The organism is Rhizobium sp. BK212, from assembly GCF_014197475.1.
Classification (GTDB): domain Bacteria; phylum Pseudomonadota; class Alphaproteobacteria; order Rhizobiales; family Rhizobiaceae; genus Rhizobium; species Rhizobium anhuiense.
Window position 1 is genome coordinate 841,259 of sequence record NZ_JACIFS010000002.1, and the last position, 17,846, is coordinate 859,104.

The window sequence follows — 17,846 nt, forward strand, 5'->3', positions numbered from 1 at the left end:
GGAAACTCTCACATTCTGTTAATTATGTTCTTGACTCTCCGCATTAGGAAATCCTTAATCGGGCGGCTCGCCAAAGGTCAGGGACGGCCGGCGAAGAATAATTCAAGGAGAGAAATCAATGGCTATTCACGCAACCGACGATAGTGCAACATTTCTGGAAACCGACGTCATCTCGGGAAATCTGCTTTCTAACGATTCATCCGACAACGGCCACCTGTTCCTGCGTGCCTTCGATCAGCAGGCCGTTGGCGCCAAGCAAGGCAACAGCCAGGTCACCGAAATTCAGGGCGACTACGGCACCTTCTTCGTCAAGCCGGACGGCAGCTACACCTATGTTCTGAGCGACGCTGCCAAGGTCAACTTCACCAATGGTGAGTTGCTTCAGGAAAAAGTCTCCTACAAGATTTCCGACGGCGCTGGTCATACCGACGTCGGCCTGTTCACCCTGAACATTCAGGGCGTAACCCAGGTGAAGCCGATCGCTGTCGACGACCACTACAGCTTCAACGAAGGCAGCGCCATCGCTGGCAACGCTCTGGACAACGACATTCCCGGCGACAATGGTCATCTCTTCCTCCGTCAGTTCGGCACGACGAACGTAAACGGCAATCCAAGCGCAACGACCGACGTCGCCGGCTCCTATGGCACGTTCCATGTCAAGTCGGATGGCTCATTCACCTATGACCTGGCAGCAGATATCGCCCCGGGCGATCACGTCACGGAAACCATCCAGTACTACAAGATCTCGGACGGCCAAGGTCACACGGATGTCGGCGTTCTGACGCTCAATATCACCGGCACGGATTTTGTTTCGGGCACCCCCGTCTGATCGTCAATAACCAATCGATGAGCAACGCCCGCCGCGTAAACGGCGGGCGTTGCTGCTCATAAGACTTGGTTCACGGCCATCTTGGGTCTGGAAGTGTCCTCAGAAAATTGCGGATGATTACTTGCTGCAGCGTTGCCCAAATCGCGCTGTTGCGCCGTCCCCGACGGCTGCCCAGGTTCGGTCGAAGACGGGGCGAAGTTGCGGGCTGATCTCTTTTATGGTGGCGTTGACCCGGCAGCGATCGCCCCGTTTCAGCATCGTCATAAGATCGCTATCGAGGGCACTCTTTGCCGCCACAAGCGTCGCATCGGTAAAATCGTTCCAGAAATAGAACCGGGTTAGAATCATCGACTCGTCGTAAGGCGCGAGAGCGACCGAACGCTTCATCATTCCCGCAAGCGAAAGCGGCTCTTCGGCGATGATCGACTGCACGGCCGCAAGACGAAGCCAAAAATTGCTGTTCGTCGGCATGCACGAAAGCGCATACCGTAGGTATCGGTCCGCACTCGACACCGCAGCGGCCCAGGCGTCGTAGTTGACATTAACGTTCTGGCGGTCAAGTTGCGCCAGAACAAGGGTCACGCCAGCAGCCACAATGTCGGATCGGCAGTAATGCTCGTCAACCACCTCGGCACTGCGTGACGCATATCTGGTCACGACATCGTCACTTACGGTGTCACCGCGCTCGATCCGTTCGGCGACGATCGAGATGCTGGCCGTTCTGATCGAAGCGTAGAGCTCCCGACCGGCCAGCATCACGAAGACGACGGTGACGATGATGAAAGCGATCCTGCTGACCGAAACGAACTGACTGCGGAGCATCAGCTTTCGGTATAGTATCGCGAATAACGCTTATAATAATATTCGCTCGAACCGAATGTCCGGTAAAGTTTCATCTGCGACGGGTCGACCTTGGTCAATATGGTGCCGACGCATTTCGCGTAGAGTTCCGGCTCGGACAGCAGGGTCGACTGCACAACTTTACGCGACGTCTTGCCCCACTCGATAACGAAAACCACCGCATCGAGCTTCGAATTGATTGCGCGCGCATCCACAACCGGCGCGAGGGGTGGAAGGTCAATGATAATATAATCGAAGCTTTGACGCGCCATTTCAAGAAGCTGATCCATGCCGCGTGACGCAAGCAGTTCCGACGAGTGAGGAACACGATACCGTGCCACCGTCGGCAAAAATGCAAGCTTAGTTTTCGGATCGAGAAGGATCAGATCCTTGAGCGGACGACCGTCGACGATCGCCTCGAGCAAGCCGGCCTCGGCATGGCGGCCGATCGCGCGGGTGGCACCAGGATTGCGCATGTCGCCATCGATAAGCAGGCAACGCGCACCCTGCATTGCCAGAAGCTTGGCAAAATTGATGGATGTCGTCGACTTACCCTCGCCGGGCAGGCTCGACACGACGCCGATGACCTTGCAGCGTTGATCGGCTGCACTGAGGTCGATGGCAATCTTGGCGCTTCGAAGCGTCTCGGCAAATGCCGAAAGTGGATGCTCCTCGACATAGGTCGTGGTCTTCCCGCCCCTGGCGATGCTGCGTGGATTGCTGGGATCAACGAGCGTCGGATCCTCGACGTTATTTTCAACCAGCGGCATGACGCCGAGAGACTCGACGTCGAGGACCTCGCGGACATCATCGCCGGTGCGGAAGAACCGATCCCGGAATTCACGGAAAGCGCCTATGCCGCTTCCGACTGCGCATCCCAGGAACATCGCAAAAGCGACGACCAAGGCGCGCTTCGGAGCACTCGGCTTCGTCGGGGTCTCCGCCGTCGTGATGATGCGTGCGGCGGTGATCGGAAAGCTCTGCTGCTGAATGGCTTCCTGGTAACGCGTCAGGAAGCTCTGGTAGAGGTTCTTGTAGGTATCGCGCGTACGCTCGAGTTCGCGAAGCTGCACCTGCGTTTCGCCGGCGCTTGCGGCAATGCCCGTCGCCTGTGTCACACTGTCGCGCAAGGAATTTTCGCGCGATTTCGCGACCTGCAGTTCGCTTTGGTAGCTCTCGGCGATGCGGTTCAACTCATCGAACATGAGCCGTTTATATTCTTCCATTTCCGCACGAAGCCGAACAGCCTGGACGTGATCGGGACCGAGCCGCGCTTCAATTTCGGTCTCGAGCTTGGAAGCCTCCAGATATTTCTTGCGCAGGTCGTTCGAAATCGAGCTGTCGAGCACATCCGTGACGATCGCATCGGTCTGCTTGGCATCGATGATCGACTTGACGCGGGCATATTTCGCCTCGGCCTTTGCCGTCTCGGCCTGTGCATTGATCAATTGAGTGTTGATCTCGGAAAGCTGCTGCTCGCTGATCAGTGTACCGGAGCCGGCCTCGACAAGCCCATGCTCGCTGCGGAATTTCTGAACCGCAAGGTCGGTGTCCAGCGCTTGCTGACGCAGCTCTTCGATACGCTCCTGCAGCCACTCGCCGGCCCGGCGTGTCGCCTCATATTTCGAATTGAGCTTGTCGACCAGATAGACGTCGGCGATGGCAGCCGCGATATCACGCGCCAGATCCGGCGACTGCGAGGTATAGCTGACATCGAGCACATAGGATTTGCCCACGCGTTCGACATCGATATTGCCTGCGACGGTCTCCGCAGCGCTTCGCCGCTTCATTTCCGGATCGGGTGCGACGACTGCGTCATCGGCAAACCATGACCGGAAATTCACAAAGGATTTCAGCGTCGAGACGGAAAAAAGCGAGCTTTTCGGCGCCATGAACACCGGATTGTCGACGAGTTTCAGTTTGTCGACGACGGCATAGGCGATCGTGTCGGACTTCAACAACTCGACCTGACTGAGGACAGTCCCTTCGTCATCGTCCATCTGACCGAAAGCGGCCAGCTGGTTGATCACCTGGTTGTCGCTGCGGTCGATCAGCACGCTTGTATCGGCAGTGTAGACCGGCACCGAGGTCAGCACATAGACAATGCCGAGAATGGCGAAGGCGAAACCACACGCCGCAACCATCCGCCACTGTCGGCGGGCAATTGCGATGAGCTTATCGAAATCGATGAAGTCAGCTTCGTTTCCGGTATCGCGGGAGGGGTCGATACGTGGCGTAAGTTTATCTGGCGATAGCAATTTCGATCTCCAACAAAGGCGTCAAGCGCTAAGATCTAAGGGCAATTCCAGCTATTGTATGACCGGCACACTCTGACTCGTCGACTGCGTCGTATCGGTAGACGACTGCCCTCCCGAGCCTGTGCTAACGATTATAGTCGCGGTCGTAGTCGTTGTCGTTGAACTCGAATCCGAGTCCGAGCCGGCATTCGAAACCTGCAGCGTACCGGCAGTCGTCGCGGCACCCTCGAAGGGCGTGCCATCATCGGCACCCGGCCCCGTCCGGCCGATCGACCCATTGTTGCCGATGCCAGATGCGGCGGCTGCCGCACTTCCACCCGGGCCGAGCGCCGCGGTTCCACCTTCGGCGAGAACCTTCGCAAAAGCGGCAAGGAGCGGCGCAAGATTTGGATCAGCGCTCGCCGCCTCGGCGACGGCCTTTTCGATGGCCAGCTTGAATTGCGGATCCGTTACCTGGCAGCTGTTTGCGGCCCTCCCAAGACCGGCACCGATAGCAGCCATCTGTGCGGCATCGGCCTTCTTGGCCTGCTCAATCACCGGCGACAGCGCGTCATTGCTGCTCCCTACCAGCGCGCGGACGTGCGACGACAGAACCAGCGGATCGGACATTTCAAGGAGAGCGGCGGGGTTGGCTGTAAATCCACTGATATCGACGGAACTCAGATTTGAAAGCCGCACGCAAGCTGCCGCAAAAGCGCTTGAGTTCATGCCGACAACCGTGGTGACGACAATTCCGCTATACGCAAGCTTACGATAAACACCTGACCTTGCCAAAACCATCGTCCTTCATCAAATCGCTATATAGGCCGCCGGCATTGATCATTGGTGATCGATGCCGGCCCGCCTATTTCAATCAATTTCCAAGATCTTGTACGGCGTTACGGGTATCATTCGCATCGTCGGCCACTCCGGAAACAGTGGACGATACCGAGTTTACGATGTCAAGGAACTTGACCAGTTCAACAGAGGCCGAATTGGAAATATAGATAATATCCTTGTCTTCCATCTTGAATTGCTGAGCAGCAAATAAGGTGGCCGGATCACGAAGGTTGGCTCGAACAATCACCGGAACCGTTTCACCCGCAAATCTCGTCGTGTCCACATGCATCGCCTGAACCGTTTTCTTGGGGACAAGGCGATAAAGCATGACCTGGGCCGGATCCGCGCGGTCGTCACGCAGGCCGCCCGCCTTCGCGATAGCCTCGCCAAGGGTCAGGTCGGATTCTTCGAAATCGAAGCGCCCGCTGGTACCTGCGGCACCCAGCGCAAGGAATGTGCGACGCTCATGATCGATCGAGATCGTATCATCCGGTGCGACGTAGATGTTTTCCGCCGGGTTCTTCAAGAGCGTGTTGTAGGCGACGGTCGCGATCTTGCCGCGGCGCTGCAGCGTCACATTCGTTTCGATATTGTTGGTCGTCAAACCGCCTGCGGCGGAAATGACATCGAGAACGCGCTCACCGGCCGGGCTGATCTCGATGCGCTGGGGATTGTTGACATCACCGAGCACAGCCACCTGGCTGGAGCGGCTCGTCGTCGTCGTAATGACCACCTGCGGCTCGATCGCGCGGCTCGCCAGGCGATCCTCGACATCCTGCTCCACGGTCTCCTTGAGGCGGCCGGCAGCCGGAACCCTGCCCGCATAGGGAATTGTGATCGTTCCGTTTCTATCGATAGTCTGGCTCGGCAGAGAGATGTAATTGCCGGGTCGGCTGCCGGCATCGGACGGAATGAACAGACCGCCGGACTGAGCTTCGAAGATGGCGACCTCAACGACGTCACCGTACCCAAGCGGAATTTCGGGCGCCCCGCCTCGACCGCCGCCAAAGCCCTTGAAGGAAGTTGGCTGGGGAGAAGTAAAATACGGGAGAACGTTCTTGCTGAGATCAATCAGGGCGTAGTCGATACCGACGCGACGCTCCTTCGTTGTCACTTTCACTGCCGCATCCCGATCAACATCTTTGTGATCAGGACCGGATCTTGGCAACGAGGTGCAGCTTGCCAATATAGTCGTTAGCGCTACAACAATGGCGACGCGTGTACTACCGATACGAGAACAACCCATAGAATAACCTGTGTTGACGCCCCTGAAGCTACTGCCCCGCAATCTGACAAAATACAAGACGATCCCCGATCAATAACACTGAAAGCCGATTAACATTCCCCTAACTGTGGCAGGCTGGCAACGCCGAGCCCCTTAGGAAGCGAAAAACGACTTCGGTCCGACTTTTCTGGCGTCGCAACAATCCGAAGGCTGCCCCCGCTATAAAATTTCTTGGGTTTCAGAGTCAACCGTTCGCACCTGCACAATCGATCTTTTCCGAAAATCTTATTAAAATCCATCCATTTAAACTTTAAGTGGTTAACGGCCGCTCATATGCCATGTCCGCCTCTCCATTGTTGCGCCCGAGACTTATCGCGACAACCGCACTGAGAAAGGCCGAATAAAACACGGCGAAACCCGGTATCTGCAGCGAGAAATCGACCGCTGCATGAAGGGCGACCAAAACCGTCCCCGCCAGGCCAAGAAGAACAAAATGCCTGAGGCGCCGCCTTTGGGCGAACCCGCGCCAGAAAACTTTGGCAAGGACCGAGAAGGCAAGGATCGCCGCTATCGGGAACAATATTCCGAGGCCCAGAAATCCTTCCAGATAGAAATTGTGTGCGCGGTCGAAGATGCCGAAAATCCCGCAGGCCGGATCGCGGTAGGCGGAAAACACGGTCCGGAAGGTTCCAAGCCCCGTCCCCGTCAACCAATGGTCCGAAACGGCACGCAATATGCCCGGCAGGATACAGAACCGATCATCATCCTCGAGCCGCCGCTCTTGCGCACGCAAAATCGCCTGGCCTGCAAACATCGCCAAGAGCACCACGACGAAAACAATCGCCGAAAGGAATTTCAGCGTCGAACGCCATTTTGGCGCCGGTTTCAGATGACGCCTCGATCCGCGCCAATTGAGAACAAGCCATGGAAAATAGATGAGGGCGGCAACAAAGGTGGCAAATATCCCGGCGCGTGAGCGGCTCAGCATCAGCGCGGTGAAGCATGCGCATAAGAGCAGGATGTAGATCCACAATCTCAAGAGAAGCGCGTTTCGGCCCGGTTCGCCGGGCGGATAGTTCGAATAGGTACGGACAATGTCCCGGACCAGGGTCAGCATGAGCAGCGTTCCAAGCCCGAGGAAGGTCGCAGCGGTATTGCGGTTGACGAAGACGGCGGTCAGGCTGTCGAGATAGGCGTGTTTGTCCACGACGATCAGGACGTTGGGAAACAGCGAAAACTGCAGCAGACCGAAAACAGCGATGATGCCTGCCGAAAGCCCGAGGCCGGCGAGCACTTTCCGCGCGCGCTGATCTGTATCGCATAACAGAAGCCCGGTCAGGAACGTGACGAAAGGCAGCGCGACCCAGAGGGTCGACGCGAGCGTATCGGCCGGTTCGACCGAGATCGCCGCATACTGGACACCTGCCAGGTCCCGGGCAGCATTCCAGGCAGGGTTTGCCAGCCAATCGGAAGGCAGCTCGATGGTCTGGACGAAGGTCCACCCCGTCAGCACGACAAGCAAAAGCAAAGCGACACTGAAAACCCATCGGCTTTGTCGCGGCTCGCCGAACAGCAGTGCCGAAATGATGGCAAGCGCAAACATTGCGATCGCGGCGAAGGCGAAGGGAAAGGGCGTGACGCTGCCGAACGGAATGAGTGTCAGTATAACCAGGCTAATAAAGGCGGAGAGAAGAACCTCTCGCAAGACCGGCCTGTTGATCAGAGTGGACAGCATCAGAGTTTATTTACCAAAGCAAACGCGATCAAAAGCCATGAGGCAACCGCTGCGATCATTTATTCATGCTAATTTAAGTTGCAGATCAAGCGCTTGAATGTTAAGGTCTGACAGAAATCCATATCGTTTAAAATTGTCGCGAAAGGTTTAAACCAATCGAGACAAGCCCCGGCTATGCTCCTTCAAGCAGCAGGAACGGGACAGACGTTCTGCAGCCAATACTTGGCAGATCACTAAATCGCCATGCCATTGACTGAGACAAAAGGCAAGCCTGATCTCAATCGGTTGCCCGTAACGGGGATTTAAGAGATGAAGAAAACAGTCGTTACACTTCTCGCACTGGCCTTTACAGCCGGCAATGCATGCTCGGCATTTGCCGCCGGTCCCGCAGGATTTGCCCGCGGTCTGACCGATAGTTCGTCGGTCAGCTATATCTCGGAAAAAGACAAGATCATTCCGCCTTTTGCCCAGGTGCTGTTCTGCGCCCAGAACCCGGCCGAATGCCGCGACAACAATGGCGTGGCAGTCATTGCGCTGACGGACGAGCAAATGCTGCAACTGAAGGATGTCAACACCGCCGTCAATCGTACGATGATCGGCCGGAACGACTCCCGCAGTGAACTGAATGGCGACGTCTGGAAAGTGAATGTGCGCAGCGGCGACTGCGAAGATTTCGCATTGACCAAACGCAGCCGCCTGATAGCGATGGGCTGGTCGTCGCGCGCGTTGCGGATCGCGACCGCATATACGCCCTCCGGTGAAGGACATGCGGTCCTCGTCGTCAGAACCGACAAGGGCGATCTCGTCCTCGACAACAGGAAAAGCACCATCAAGAACTGGCGCGAGACCGACCTGCGCTGGGACAAGATTCAATCGGGAACAGACCCCTACGTCTGGTACCGGCTGTAGCAGCCGAGCAACGAGACAGACCGATTGATCCTGTTTCCGGATTGAAGTCGAGCCTCTCTGACGAGCGGCTCGACTTGTCATATCTTCCACATAAACCTATGTTTTGGCTGTCGACGGGGTAGCCGGCAGCAAGCTGCGATGCCCGGAGTTCGATGTCCGATGTGGGTACCAAGGCGATCTTCGGTATTGTCTTTTCGTCCAGATTAACTAAGACGAACTCATGCTGCGACGCAGCATGACGTTCTACTCTAATGATTTGAGGGAATTATGCGCATCACGATGATTGGATCAGGCTATGTCGGCCTCGTTTCAGGCGTTTGCTTTGCGGATTTCGGCCACGACGTCATCTGCGTCGACAAGGATCTGAGCAAGATCGAAGCCCTTCGCGAAGGGCGCATTCCGATCTACGAACCGGGTCTGGAGCAACTGGTCGCCGAAAATACCAGCACCGGCCGGCTGTCGTTTTCGACGGATGTCGGCGAAAGCGTCCGCAGCGCCGATGTCGTGTTCATCGCAGTCGGCACGCCGTCCCGGCGCGGCGATGGCCACGCGGATCTCTCCTATGTCTACGCCGCAGCGCGCGAGATTGCCACCTACGTGGAAGGCTTCACCGTTATCGTCACCAAATCGACGGTTCCGGTCGGCACGGGAGACGAAGTCGAACGCATCATGCGCGAAACCAACCCTGCGGCGGATGTCGCCGTGGTTTCCAATCCCGAATTCCTGCGCGAAGGCGCGGCGATCGAAGATTTCAAGCGCCCTGACCGCATTGTCGTCGGGCTGAACGACGATCGGGCGCGTGAAACCATGACTGAGGTCTATCGTCCGCTTTATCTCAATCAGGCCCCCCTGGTCTTCACCACCCGCCGCACCTCGGAACTGATCAAATATGCAGCCAATGCATTTCTCGCGATGAAGATCACCTTCATCAACGAGATCGCCGATCTCTGCGAACGGGTCGACGCAAACGTCCAGGACGTCTCGCGCGGCATCGGTCTCGATGGCCGTATCGGCGCCAAGTTCCTGCATGCCGGCCCGGGTTACGGTGGCTCCTGCTTCCCCAAGGATACGCTTGCCCTTGCCAAGACGGCGCAGGATTACGACGCGCCGGTCCGGCTGATCGAGACGACGATCTCGATCAACGACAACCGCAAGCGGGCGATGGGACGCAAAGTCATCTCGGCCGTCGGCGGAGACATTCGCGGCAAGAAGGTCGCGATTCTCGGCCTGACCTTCAAGCCGAACACCGACGACATGCGCGACAGCCCGGCGATCGCCATCATCCAGACCCTGCAGGATGCCGGGGCCCAGGTGGTCGGCTACGATCCTGAGGGCATGGAGAATGCCCGCAAGGTGATCGAGAACATCGAATATGCGAGTGGCCCCTACGAAGCGGCGACCGGCGCGGATGCGCTTGTCATCGTCACCGAATGGAACCAGTTCCGCGCGCTCGATTTCAATCGCCTGAAGCAGTCGATGCACGCTCCGATCCTGGTCGATCTGCGCAACATCTACCGCAGCGACGAGGTCCGCAAATACGGCTTCACCTATACCGGTATCGGCACCAATCTCTACCAGGACGTGACCCACTCCTGAAATAGATGAACATCTGATCGTCCTGACGCCGCGGAGCATAGCCCGCGGCGTTTGCTTTTAGAGCGTGATGTCGAAACAGTGTAAGTGGTTTTCGGCCGACACCAGGCTCGTCGATTTAGAGCGCCGTACGTCCTTTTCGGACGCACAAAGGACGCTCTAACACGTTGAACCTGCGCATCATGCTTTCCGAAAATCGATTTCGATTTTCGGAAAGCATGATGCGCTAGAGGATCCCGACCCGCGTCCCTTTTATCGTCAACACGGTCAGCCGACCCGTCGCCGAAACTGCAGTGTCGATGCCGATGCGTTGCGGACCGAAGGTCGGAGTCCGCGCCGGGGTATGGCCGTGAATCACGAGGACGGGAAGCTGCGGCCCTTCGTCCAGGAAGGGCTGACGGATCCACATGAGGTCGCTGTCCTTTTGCTTCTTGAGGTCGATGCCCGGCTTGATGCCCGCATGGACAAAGAGGACCCTTCCCATCCGCAGCATGATCGGCAGCGATTCCAGGAATTCGATATGCCGTTCGGGAATCATGTTGTGAATGACGCGGGCAATCGTTTCGCTTCCGGCCGCCGACTGCAGCAGATGCTCGATATCGATACCGTATGAGTGCAACGTCTCCGTTCCGGCAAAGCCGAGCCATTCGAGAATGCGCGCCGGTTTGCGATAGAGCTGCACCAGTTCCGAATCGTGATTGCCGCACAGGACGAACCGCTGAAATCCCGGCGGGGGGCTCTTGCTCAGGAACTCCAGCACAGCACTCGAATCAGGCCCGCGATCGACATAGTCGCCGAGCATGACGATGAGTTTCGGTCCCGGAATGCGGGCGGCGTCCGCCTCGATGCGGCGATGCGCCTCGACAAGCTCATTGTAACATCCGTGAACATCGCTCATCGCGTAGACCGCAGCGAATTCGCCTTCGGCAAACGTCAGCCGAGCGCGTCTTTTACGGTGGCCAGCCAGTATCGGTATCTGTTGTCGCCACGGCCCTAGATAGTTAAACATGTAACCCATTTATGAGACCCGACCGGATGACGGGCTGTCGGAAATAATCCATCTCTTGTCCATCGCTGCAACGGCATGAGGCTCAGTGAAGGATGATTGTCCATCCTTGTAGCTGCCGATTGAAAGCGCAAGGGAATCCTGCGTAGTCTTCGCCTGAGCGCGTAGCGCCTGACCGGTTTGCGTGTCGCGGTGAACGGACGACAATGCATTCTCGACCTCTTCGATGGCGCTTTCTCGAAATTTTGCAGGCAGATCGGTTGTCGGAGGCACGTGGCCACGCCCACTCAAGCAACTCGCCAGTGATAGTAACACTACTGTCGCGAGAAACAGCAATCTGTAATTGTTCATATCTGGGAGAGCGCTACGGTTAATATTCCGCTATATTTTAATATATGACGGTTAATCCGTCGTTAAGCGGAGCGCATATGGTGTTTCGCGTCATCTTTGCGGTTAATATTTCCCGAATGGAAGAATCGCGGCTGTCGGATTTCCACAGGAGAAACCTTCGAAAAAGCTGTATTAATCAACTATAACGAGAGCCTACACGAAAAAATGAACGTTAAAGAAGATCGCGCTTGACGCCCCCGCGGGGCAGCATAAAGATGGTGCGTTGCGAGCGTGAATGACATTCTTGATTGGGAATCTCAGATCCAAAATTGCGGGGTGCAAAGTGGAAACTGCGGTTGATTCGAAACTTATCGAGGCAATCACCTACGACGAAGACAGCCGGCATCTACGGGTCTATCTGACCAACGGTCAGAGACGAGAATATGAAGGCGTTCCCAAGGGTGTCGTCGTCGGGTTGACGATGGCGGAATCCCCGGGAAATTTTTACATGAAGGCAATCAGGGGCAAATATCCTCCTCGCCCCTGAAGTCTTATCGATAACGGACGATGGGATCATCGTGCCAGCAAAGATGCGGGACCGGCAATCGTCGGTCCCGCAAATCAGTCTCCCGCCAGCTAAAGCTTGTCGCCCAAAAGTGTGCAGCGGTTTTGCGACCACGACATGCGTAAAACCAAGGACCTAAAGCGCCAGGAGCGAATCTGAAAGATTGCGACGCGCTTTAGCGGTGTACGCTTCAATAATCGCCGAGAAAATCGCGGACCGCATTGATCTCAAGCGGCGCAATCTCGTGGCCACCGGGATGCCAGACCACCCTGACATCAGCCCCTCGGCTCTTAAGATGGTCGGACAGCGCCTCGGTCATGGGAACGGGAGCGATCGGATCTCGCTGCCCTGCCGTCACCAGCACCTTTTTTCCCGCAAGCGTCGACTGGGCTTCAGGTCGAAACGGAATGAGCGGGTGCATCAAAACCGCAGCATCGAAGATACCCTTCTCGACCAGCACGTTGGCAAGAATATTTGCGCCGTTTGAAAAACCCAGGCCGAGAATCTTGGAAGCCCGGTGCTCGTCGGCAAACGCCTTGACGTAGGCGGCCATCTTTTCCGTCGCTCGCAAGAGGTCGGGCATATCGTAGACCCCCTCCCCGGTGCGGCGAAAGAATCGTGCCGCGCCATGTTCGGAAACATCTCCGCGCGGCGAGAGAATCGTCGCCTCGGGCAGCAGGCGCCGGCCGAAGTCGAAGAACTGGTTTTCGTCACCGCCGGTGCCGTGCAGCACCAACAGGATGGGTTTATCCGGTGCACCGGCATACAGCCGGTGCACATATCCGGTTTCGGTCATATCGCCTCTCCTTACGCTTCGAGCGGCTGCAGATGCTGCTCGAGCAGCGCGCGAAGATGGGCGTGCTGCTGCGGCAGCTTCAGGGCTTCGCCGAGATGGGCCGTATCTTCGTCGCGATCGAAGCCGGGCTCATTGGTCGCGACCTCGAACAGCACACCGCCCGGCGTGCGGAAATAGATCGCCCAGAAATAATCGCGGTCGATCACTGGCGTGACCTGGTAGCCGGTGTCCATCAGTGCCTTGCGCACTTCGAGCTGCTTCTCGCGGTTTTCGACGGCGAAGGCGACATGGTGAACGGAGCCGGCGCCGGGAAGCGCGCGGGCAATGTTCGGCATGGTTTCGAGATCGATGAGATGCGCGCCATTGCCGGAGGGTTTGATCAGCCGCTTGACGCCATCCCTTTCCTCAGAGACCTCGTAGCCCATGAACTTCAGGAGTTCGGCCGTGGCGCCCTCGTCCCTCAGCCGCATGGCGACAGAGTGGAAGCCGCGAATGGCATGGTCCTCGCTGATGCCGCCCTGTGTCCAGGGCTGACGCGCATCATCCCTGACCTCGACGAGCGCGAAGCCGTCGCCATCGGGACCGGAGAAGTTCAGCCTCTTTTCACCGAAACTTTCCTCCGCCTTCAGTCCGCCAAGACCAAGCGCGGCCAAGCGATCGCTCCAGAAGCCGAGCGAGCCTTGCGGAACGGAAAACACCGTCGTGCCGACCTCCCCGGTGCCGGGACGGCCCTGCGCCATCTTCGGGAACGGGAAATAGGTCATCACGCTGCCGGGCGTGCCGATCTCGTCACCGTAGTAAAGGTGATAAACGTCAGGCGCGTCGAAATTGACAGTCTTCTTGACCCGGCGCAGGCCGAGCGCACTGGTGAAAAACTGGTTGTTGGTGCGGGCGTCCTGCGCCATCGACGTGACGTGGTGCAGACCTTTGATCTGATCGAGCATGTGAGACCCCTTTCATGCCCGCCGTTGCGGGCTTTCGATGAGGCTAAGATGCGCGCTGCAGCTCCTGCGGAACAGACCCTTAGATCAAAACGCATTGTCTTCTTTTAGTGAACGAATGCTCGCTTACGTTCACATCTAGGCTTCGTGGGGATTGGCCGGCAATTGCCAGTCGATCGGTTCGCGTCCGCGCGACTGCAGGAAGGCGTTCGCCTTCGAAAAATGCCCGCAGCCAAAAAAGCCGTTATGGGCGGAAAGCGGCGAGGGATGCGGCGCCCGGAGCACGAGATGCCGCGTTGTATCGACGAAGGCGGCCTTGCGCTGGGCATAGGAACCCCAGAGCATGAAGACGACGGATTCGCATTCATCATTGACTTTGCGGATGACGGCGTCGGTGAAGCGCTCCCATCCCTTGCCCTGATGAGCCGCCGCCTGTCCTTCCTCGACCGTCAGCACGCTGTTCAGCAGGAGCACGCCCTGTCTTGCCCAATGCTCGAGAAAACCGTGAGGTGCCGGCACTATGCCGAGATCCGTTTCCATCTCCTTGTAGATATTGACGAGGGAGGGCGGGATGCGCACACCCGGCCGGACACTGAAGCACAGCCCATGGGCTTGCCCGAGCCCGTGATAGGGGTCCTGGCCGAGGATGACGGCCTTGACGTTGGAGATCGGCGTCAGATCGAGGGCGCGGAAATATTCGCTGCCCTTGGGGAAAATCCGCTTTCCGACTTGCTTCTGCGCGACGAGGAAAGATTTGAGTTGTTGCATGTAGGGGCTTGAAAACTCCCCCTCCAGCGCAGCCTTCCAACTCTCCTCGAGACTGACGGATGTATCGCTCATCTAGGAAAATCCTTCGCATAGGACGAAACAACAGACACACGGTTCTAACAAAATCGATCTACGCTGCAATGCCTGCTGGATCAGCAATGGGTCTACGCCCTCAGAATTCAGCAAGAGAAGATTGCAAAAGCCTGCGTGAAACATCATCCTCCGTGTTTAACTATATGTGAGCTTTGGTGTTTACGCCGGCAGGCGGCCTGAGTAGAAACTTGATCGTGCAATCGGAGCCATGTCTTCCTATGAAATTCGGCACGAGCGGCCTTCGCGGACTTTCAGTCGATCTCAAGGGACGCGCCTCTGCTCTCTACGCCACCGCGTTCGGCAAATATCTGTTGCAGACCGGCAAGGCGCAGGCCGGCGACGTCATTCTGATCGGCCGTGATTTTCGCGATTCAAGCCCCGAAATTTCGGGAAATTGTGCAGATGCGCTCGCCGCGCTCGGCTTCCGGATATTCGACTGCGGCAATGTCCCCACACCCGCTCTTGCCCTCTATGGCCTCGAGAGCAACGCCGCATGCCTGATGGTTACGGGCTCGCATATTCCGGCGGACCGCAACGGCATCAAGTTCTATCGTCCCGATGGCGAGATCGACAAATCGGACGAGACGGCAATTACCGCATCGGCGGCCGAGATCGAGCGAACCGGTGAAGCGGTGACGCAGGCGCCGGCCGAGACGGAGGATCATGAAGCGATCTGCCGGCAGCTCTTTTTTGAACGCAATGCCGCCCTGCTTCCGCAAGGCGCGCTGTCCGGCATGAAGATCGGCGTCTACCAGCACAGCACTGTCGCCCGCGATCTGCTGGTTGACGTTCTCGCTCATTACGGCGCTGAGATCACCGCTCTCGGACGTTCGGAGAGTTTCATCCCCGTCGATACCGAGGCTGTTTCCGACGAGACGATCACGCTGATGAAGCGCTGGGTGTCCGAGCACAAGTTCGATGCAATCGTCTCGACCGATGGCGACGGAGACCGTCCGCTGGTCGCTGACGAAACCGGTACCCCCTTGCGCGGCGACCTTCTCGGCCTTGTGGCAGCCAATTTCTTGCGCGCCGGGACGGTGGTGACGCCGGTTACGTCAAATTCCGGCATCGAGGCCGCAGGCTCTTTCGCCGTCAGGCGCACCCGCGTCGGCTCGCCCTTCGTCATATCCGGTATGGAAGAGGCCGTAGCGGCCGGCGAAGATCATGTCATGGGCTTTGAAGCCAATGGCGGGCTGCTGACAGCAACCCCTTTCGATATCAACGGCAGAGCCGTGCGCGCCCTGCCGACGCGTGATTGTTTTGTCCCGATGCTCGCAATCCTGTCGCTCGCCGCTATCCGCAGGCAGCCGCTCTCAGCCATTGCCGCCTCCTATCACCTGCCCTTTGCCGCTGCCGATCGGCTGGAGAATTTTCCGGTGGAGACGAGCGCGGCACTGATGGAGCATCTGCGCGCCTCGGAAGAAAATCTCCGGGCTTTCCTGCAGCCGATCGGCGAGGTGGCCGCAAAATCCGATATCGACGGACTTCGGGTGACGCTAGGAGACGGCGGGATCATTCACTTCCGCCCATCCGGCAATGCGCCTGAGATGCGCTGCTACGTGGAGGCCGGCAGCGAAGCTGCAGCCCTGGACTTGCTGAAGACAGGGCTCAATCGAATAAGAGACTGGGCAGGCGCCCGGTGACATGTGACGAACAAGCCGTTTATCTCAAGGAACCCGCCTATGACGCAGAAAATCGTTCCCGTGATCATGGCCGGCGGCAAAGGCACGCGGCTCTGGCCGCTTTCCCGTGCCACCGCACCGAAACAATTCATCCAGTTCGTCGGCGACAAGACGTTGTTTCAGGAAACTCTCGAACGCGTTTCCGATCCCGAACTCTATGAAGCCCCGATCGTCGTCACCAATGAGGAATTCCGCTTCCTGGTCGCCGAACAGGCTCGCGAGCGTGCCATCCCGCTCGCAGCGATCCTGCTCGAACCGGTCGCCCGCAACACAGCCGCAGCGGTGGCCGCGGCCGCAACGCTTGCCGCTGACCTCTTTGGCAAGCACACCATCATCCAGATGCTCGCCTCGGATCACGAGATCCTCGCCGACAAGAGCTATTTCGATTGCATCCGCATCGCCCGCGACGCCGCTGCCGACGGCAAGCTCGTAACCTTCGGCATCACCCCGACGGAGCCAGCGACGGGTTACGGCTATATCGAGATCGGCGATGCCCTCGAAAACGGCGCGCACAAGGTCGTCCGCTTCGTGGAGAAGCCGGCATTGGAAACGGCCGAACGGATGCTCGCCGACGGCGGCTTCTACTGGAATTCAGGCATCTTCATGTTCCCGGTGGCGGAGCTCATCGCCGAACTGCAGGAATTTGCGCCCGATGTGCTGAAGGCGGCCAGCAAGGCCGTTTCGAAAGCAAGCCGCGACCTCGATTTCACCCGCCTCGACGCCGACCATTTCGCCAAGAGCCCCGATATCTCCATAGACTATGCGATCATGGAAAAAACGTCCAAGGCGGCTGTCGTCCCCTCACCGTTCAAATGGTCGGACATGGGTAGCTGGGATGCCGTCTGGAAATCAGGCGCACGCGACGACAACGGCAACGTCGCCGCCGCCAACACCACCGTCGTCAATACCCGCAACTCGCTCGTCATGACCCATGGCGTGCATCTTGCCGTCCAGGGCATGGACGATGTCGCCGTAATCGCCAGCGAAGACGCCGTCTATGTCGGACCGCTCAAAGACAGCCAGAATGTCGGACAATTGGTCAAGATGCTGGCCTCTAAGTCCGCCACGGCGAAATTCGCCGAAACCCATCCGACGTCCTACCGTCCCTGGGGCGGCTATACCTCCATCTTCAACGGCGATCGTTTCCAGGTGAAGCGCATCTTCGTCACGCCGGGCAAGAAGCTATCGCTGCAAAAACACCACCATCGCTCCGAACACTGGGTCGTCGTCAAGGGAACGGCCGAGGTGACGGTCGGCGAGACCGTGCGGATGCTGCGCGAGAACGAGAGCGTCTATATTCCGCTCGGCGAAGTTCATCGTCTCGCCAATCCCGGCAAGATCGTCCTCGAACTCATCGAGGTGCAGACCGGCTCTTATCTCGGCGAAGACGACATCATCCGTATCGTCGATGAGTTCGGAAGAACGTGAAGCTGCAGTCGCAGCCGCTGGTCGGCCTG

At 57.8% G+C, this 17,846-nt stretch carries 15 protein-coding genes; 6 read left to right on the plus strand and 9 right to left on the minus strand.

All coding sequences use genetic code 11. The annotated features are described in order from the left end of the window. Positions 1-118: 118 nt before the first annotated feature. A complete protein-coding gene (locus FHT79_RS09085; RefSeq protein WP_028758148.1) occupies positions 119-829 on the plus strand; it encodes an Ig-like domain-containing protein in 711 nt (236 codons plus the stop codon). A gap of 117 nt (positions 830-946) precedes the next feature. Here the strand turns inward: FHT79_RS09085 and FHT79_RS09090 are convergent, their stop codons facing one another. The 5 genes from FHT79_RS09090 to FHT79_RS09110 form a co-directional block, all read right to left on the minus strand. Continuing rightward, the gene (locus FHT79_RS09090; protein WP_028758147.1) at positions 947-1,651 is read right to left on the minus strand and encodes a hypothetical protein; all 705 of its coding nucleotides are present in this window, start codon (positions 1,649-1,651) and stop codon (positions 947-949) included. Next, positions 1,651-3,927, minus strand: coding sequence for a polysaccharide biosynthesis tyrosine autokinase (locus FHT79_RS09095; protein ID WP_183903280.1), 2,277 nt, complete (start codon positions 3,925-3,927; stop codon positions 1,651-1,653). Before FHT79_RS09095 ends, FHT79_RS09090 begins: the two co-directional genes overlap by 1 nt. Positions 3,928-3,978: 51 nt before the next feature. Continuing rightward, on the minus strand, positions 3,979-4,707 hold the full coding sequence (locus FHT79_RS09100) for a sugar transporter (RefSeq protein WP_183903281.1): 729 nt from the start codon (positions 4,705-4,707) through the stop codon (positions 3,979-3,981). A gap of 73 nt (positions 4,708-4,780) precedes the next feature. Further along, on the minus strand, positions 4,781-5,992 hold the full coding sequence (locus tag FHT79_RS09105; protein ID WP_047611536.1) for a polysaccharide biosynthesis/export family protein: 1,212 nt from the start codon (positions 5,990-5,992) through the stop codon (positions 4,781-4,783). Between the two features lie 289 nt (positions 5,993-6,281). After that, entirely contained in the window at positions 6,282-7,706 is a 1,425-nt protein-coding gene (locus FHT79_RS09110) for an O-antigen ligase family protein (protein ID WP_183903282.1), read from the minus strand. Between the two features lie 309 nt (positions 7,707-8,015). On the opposite strand from FHT79_RS09110, the gene FHT79_RS09115 reads away from it, so the two are divergent. Together FHT79_RS09115 and FHT79_RS09120 are read left to right on the plus strand one after the other, a co-directional pair. Beyond that, positions 8,016-8,615 carry a transglutaminase-like cysteine peptidase gene (locus tag FHT79_RS09115; protein WP_047611539.1) on the plus strand — a complete coding sequence of 200 codons (600 nt, stop codon included), beginning with the start codon at positions 8,016-8,018 and terminating at the stop codon, positions 8,613-8,615. Between the two features lie 267 nt (positions 8,616-8,882). Continuing rightward, positions 8,883-10,211 (plus strand): UDP-glucose/GDP-mannose dehydrogenase family protein, encoded by a 1,329-nt coding sequence (locus FHT79_RS09120; protein WP_183903283.1) that lies wholly within the window; start codon positions 8,883-8,885, stop codon positions 10,209-10,211. A gap of 223 nt (positions 10,212-10,434) precedes the next feature. Here FHT79_RS09120 and FHT79_RS09125 read toward each other — a convergent pair whose 3' ends face one another. Then, the gene (locus FHT79_RS09125; protein WP_168332820.1) at positions 10,435-11,226 is read right to left on the minus strand and encodes a metallophosphoesterase; all 792 of its coding nucleotides are present in this window, start codon (positions 11,224-11,226) and stop codon (positions 10,435-10,437) included. Between the two features lie 613 nt (positions 11,227-11,839). On the opposite strand from FHT79_RS09125, the gene FHT79_RS09130 reads away from it, so the two are divergent. Continuing rightward, entirely contained in the window at positions 11,840-12,091 is a 252-nt protein-coding gene (locus tag FHT79_RS09130) for a KTSC domain-containing protein (protein WP_029868399.1), read from the plus strand. Positions 12,092-12,299: 208 nt separating this feature from the next. Here the strand turns inward: FHT79_RS09130 and FHT79_RS09135 are convergent, their stop codons facing one another. From FHT79_RS09135 to ung, 3 genes are all read right to left on the minus strand, one after another. Next, positions 12,300-12,905: an alpha/beta hydrolase gene (locus tag FHT79_RS09135; protein ID WP_183903284.1), complete on the minus strand. Its 606-nt coding sequence runs from the start codon at positions 12,903-12,905 to the stop codon at positions 12,300-12,302. 11 nt (positions 12,906-12,916) lie between these two features. Then, positions 12,917-13,849: a VOC family protein gene (locus FHT79_RS09140; protein WP_183903285.1), complete on the minus strand. Its 933-nt coding sequence runs from the start codon at positions 13,847-13,849 to the stop codon at positions 12,917-12,919. A 135-nt stretch (positions 13,850-13,984) separates the two neighbouring features. Next, positions 13,985-14,686, minus strand: coding sequence for a uracil-DNA glycosylase (gene ung, locus FHT79_RS09145; protein WP_063474424.1), 702 nt, complete (start codon positions 14,684-14,686; stop codon positions 13,985-13,987). A gap of 239 nt (positions 14,687-14,925) precedes the next feature. Between ung and FHT79_RS09150 the strand changes: the two genes are divergently transcribed. Then, a complete protein-coding gene (locus FHT79_RS09150) occupies positions 14,926-16,350 on the plus strand; it encodes a phosphomannomutase (protein WP_183903286.1) in 1,425 nt (474 codons plus the stop codon). Between the two features lie 39 nt (positions 16,351-16,389). Further along, complete coding sequence (locus FHT79_RS09155; RefSeq protein WP_028758581.1) at positions 16,390-17,817, plus strand: mannose-1-phosphate guanylyltransferase/mannose-6-phosphate isomerase; 1,428 nt, start codon at positions 16,390-16,392, stop codon at positions 17,815-17,817. The last annotated feature ends 29 nt before the right edge of the window (positions 17,818-17,846 follow it).

Coding starts and splice junctions, on each gene's coding strand:
- FHT79_RS09155 (WP_028758581.1), top strand. CDS start 16,390: ATGACGCAGAAAATCGTTCCCGTGATCATGGCCGGCGGCAAAGGCACG.
- FHT79_RS09130 (WP_029868399.1), top strand. CDS start 11,840: ATGACATTCTTGATTGGGAATCTCAGATCCAAAATTGCGGGGTGCAAA.
- FHT79_RS09120 (WP_183903283.1), top strand. CDS start 8,883: ATGCGCATCACGATGATTGGATCAGGCTATGTCGGCCTCGTTTCAGGC.
- FHT79_RS09140 (WP_183903285.1), bottom strand. CDS start 13,849: ATGCTCGATCAGATCAAAGGTCTGCACCACGTCACGTCGATGGCGCAG.
- FHT79_RS09110 (WP_183903282.1), bottom strand. CDS start 7,706: ATGCTGTCCACTCTGATCAACAGGCCGGTCTTGCGAGAGGTTCTTCTC.
- FHT79_RS09150 (WP_183903286.1), top strand. CDS start 14,926: ATGAAATTCGGCACGAGCGGCCTTCGCGGACTTTCAGTCGATCTCAAG.
- FHT79_RS09125 (WP_168332820.1), bottom strand. CDS start 11,226: ATGGGTTACATGTTTAACTATCTAGGGCCGTGGCGACAACAGATACCG.
- FHT79_RS09085 (WP_028758148.1), top strand. CDS start 119: ATGGCTATTCACGCAACCGACGATAGTGCAACATTTCTGGAAACCGAC.
- FHT79_RS09105 (WP_047611536.1), bottom strand. CDS start 5,992: ATGGGTTGTTCTCGTATCGGTAGTACACGCGTCGCCATTGTTGTAGCG.
- FHT79_RS09135 (WP_183903284.1), bottom strand. CDS start 12,905: ATGACCGAAACCGGATATGTGCACCGGCTGTATGCCGGTGCACCGGAT.
- FHT79_RS09115 (WP_047611539.1), top strand. CDS start 8,016: ATGAAGAAAACAGTCGTTACACTTCTCGCACTGGCCTTTACAGCCGGC.
- FHT79_RS09100 (WP_183903281.1), bottom strand. CDS start 4,707: ATGGTTTTGGCAAGGTCAGGTGTTTATCGTAAGCTTGCGTATAGCGGA.
- ung (WP_063474424.1), bottom strand. CDS start 14,686: ATGAGCGATACATCCGTCAGTCTCGAGGAGAGTTGGAAGGCTGCGCTG.
- FHT79_RS09090 (WP_028758147.1), bottom strand. CDS start 1,651: ATGCTCCGCAGTCAGTTCGTTTCGGTCAGCAGGATCGCTTTCATCATC.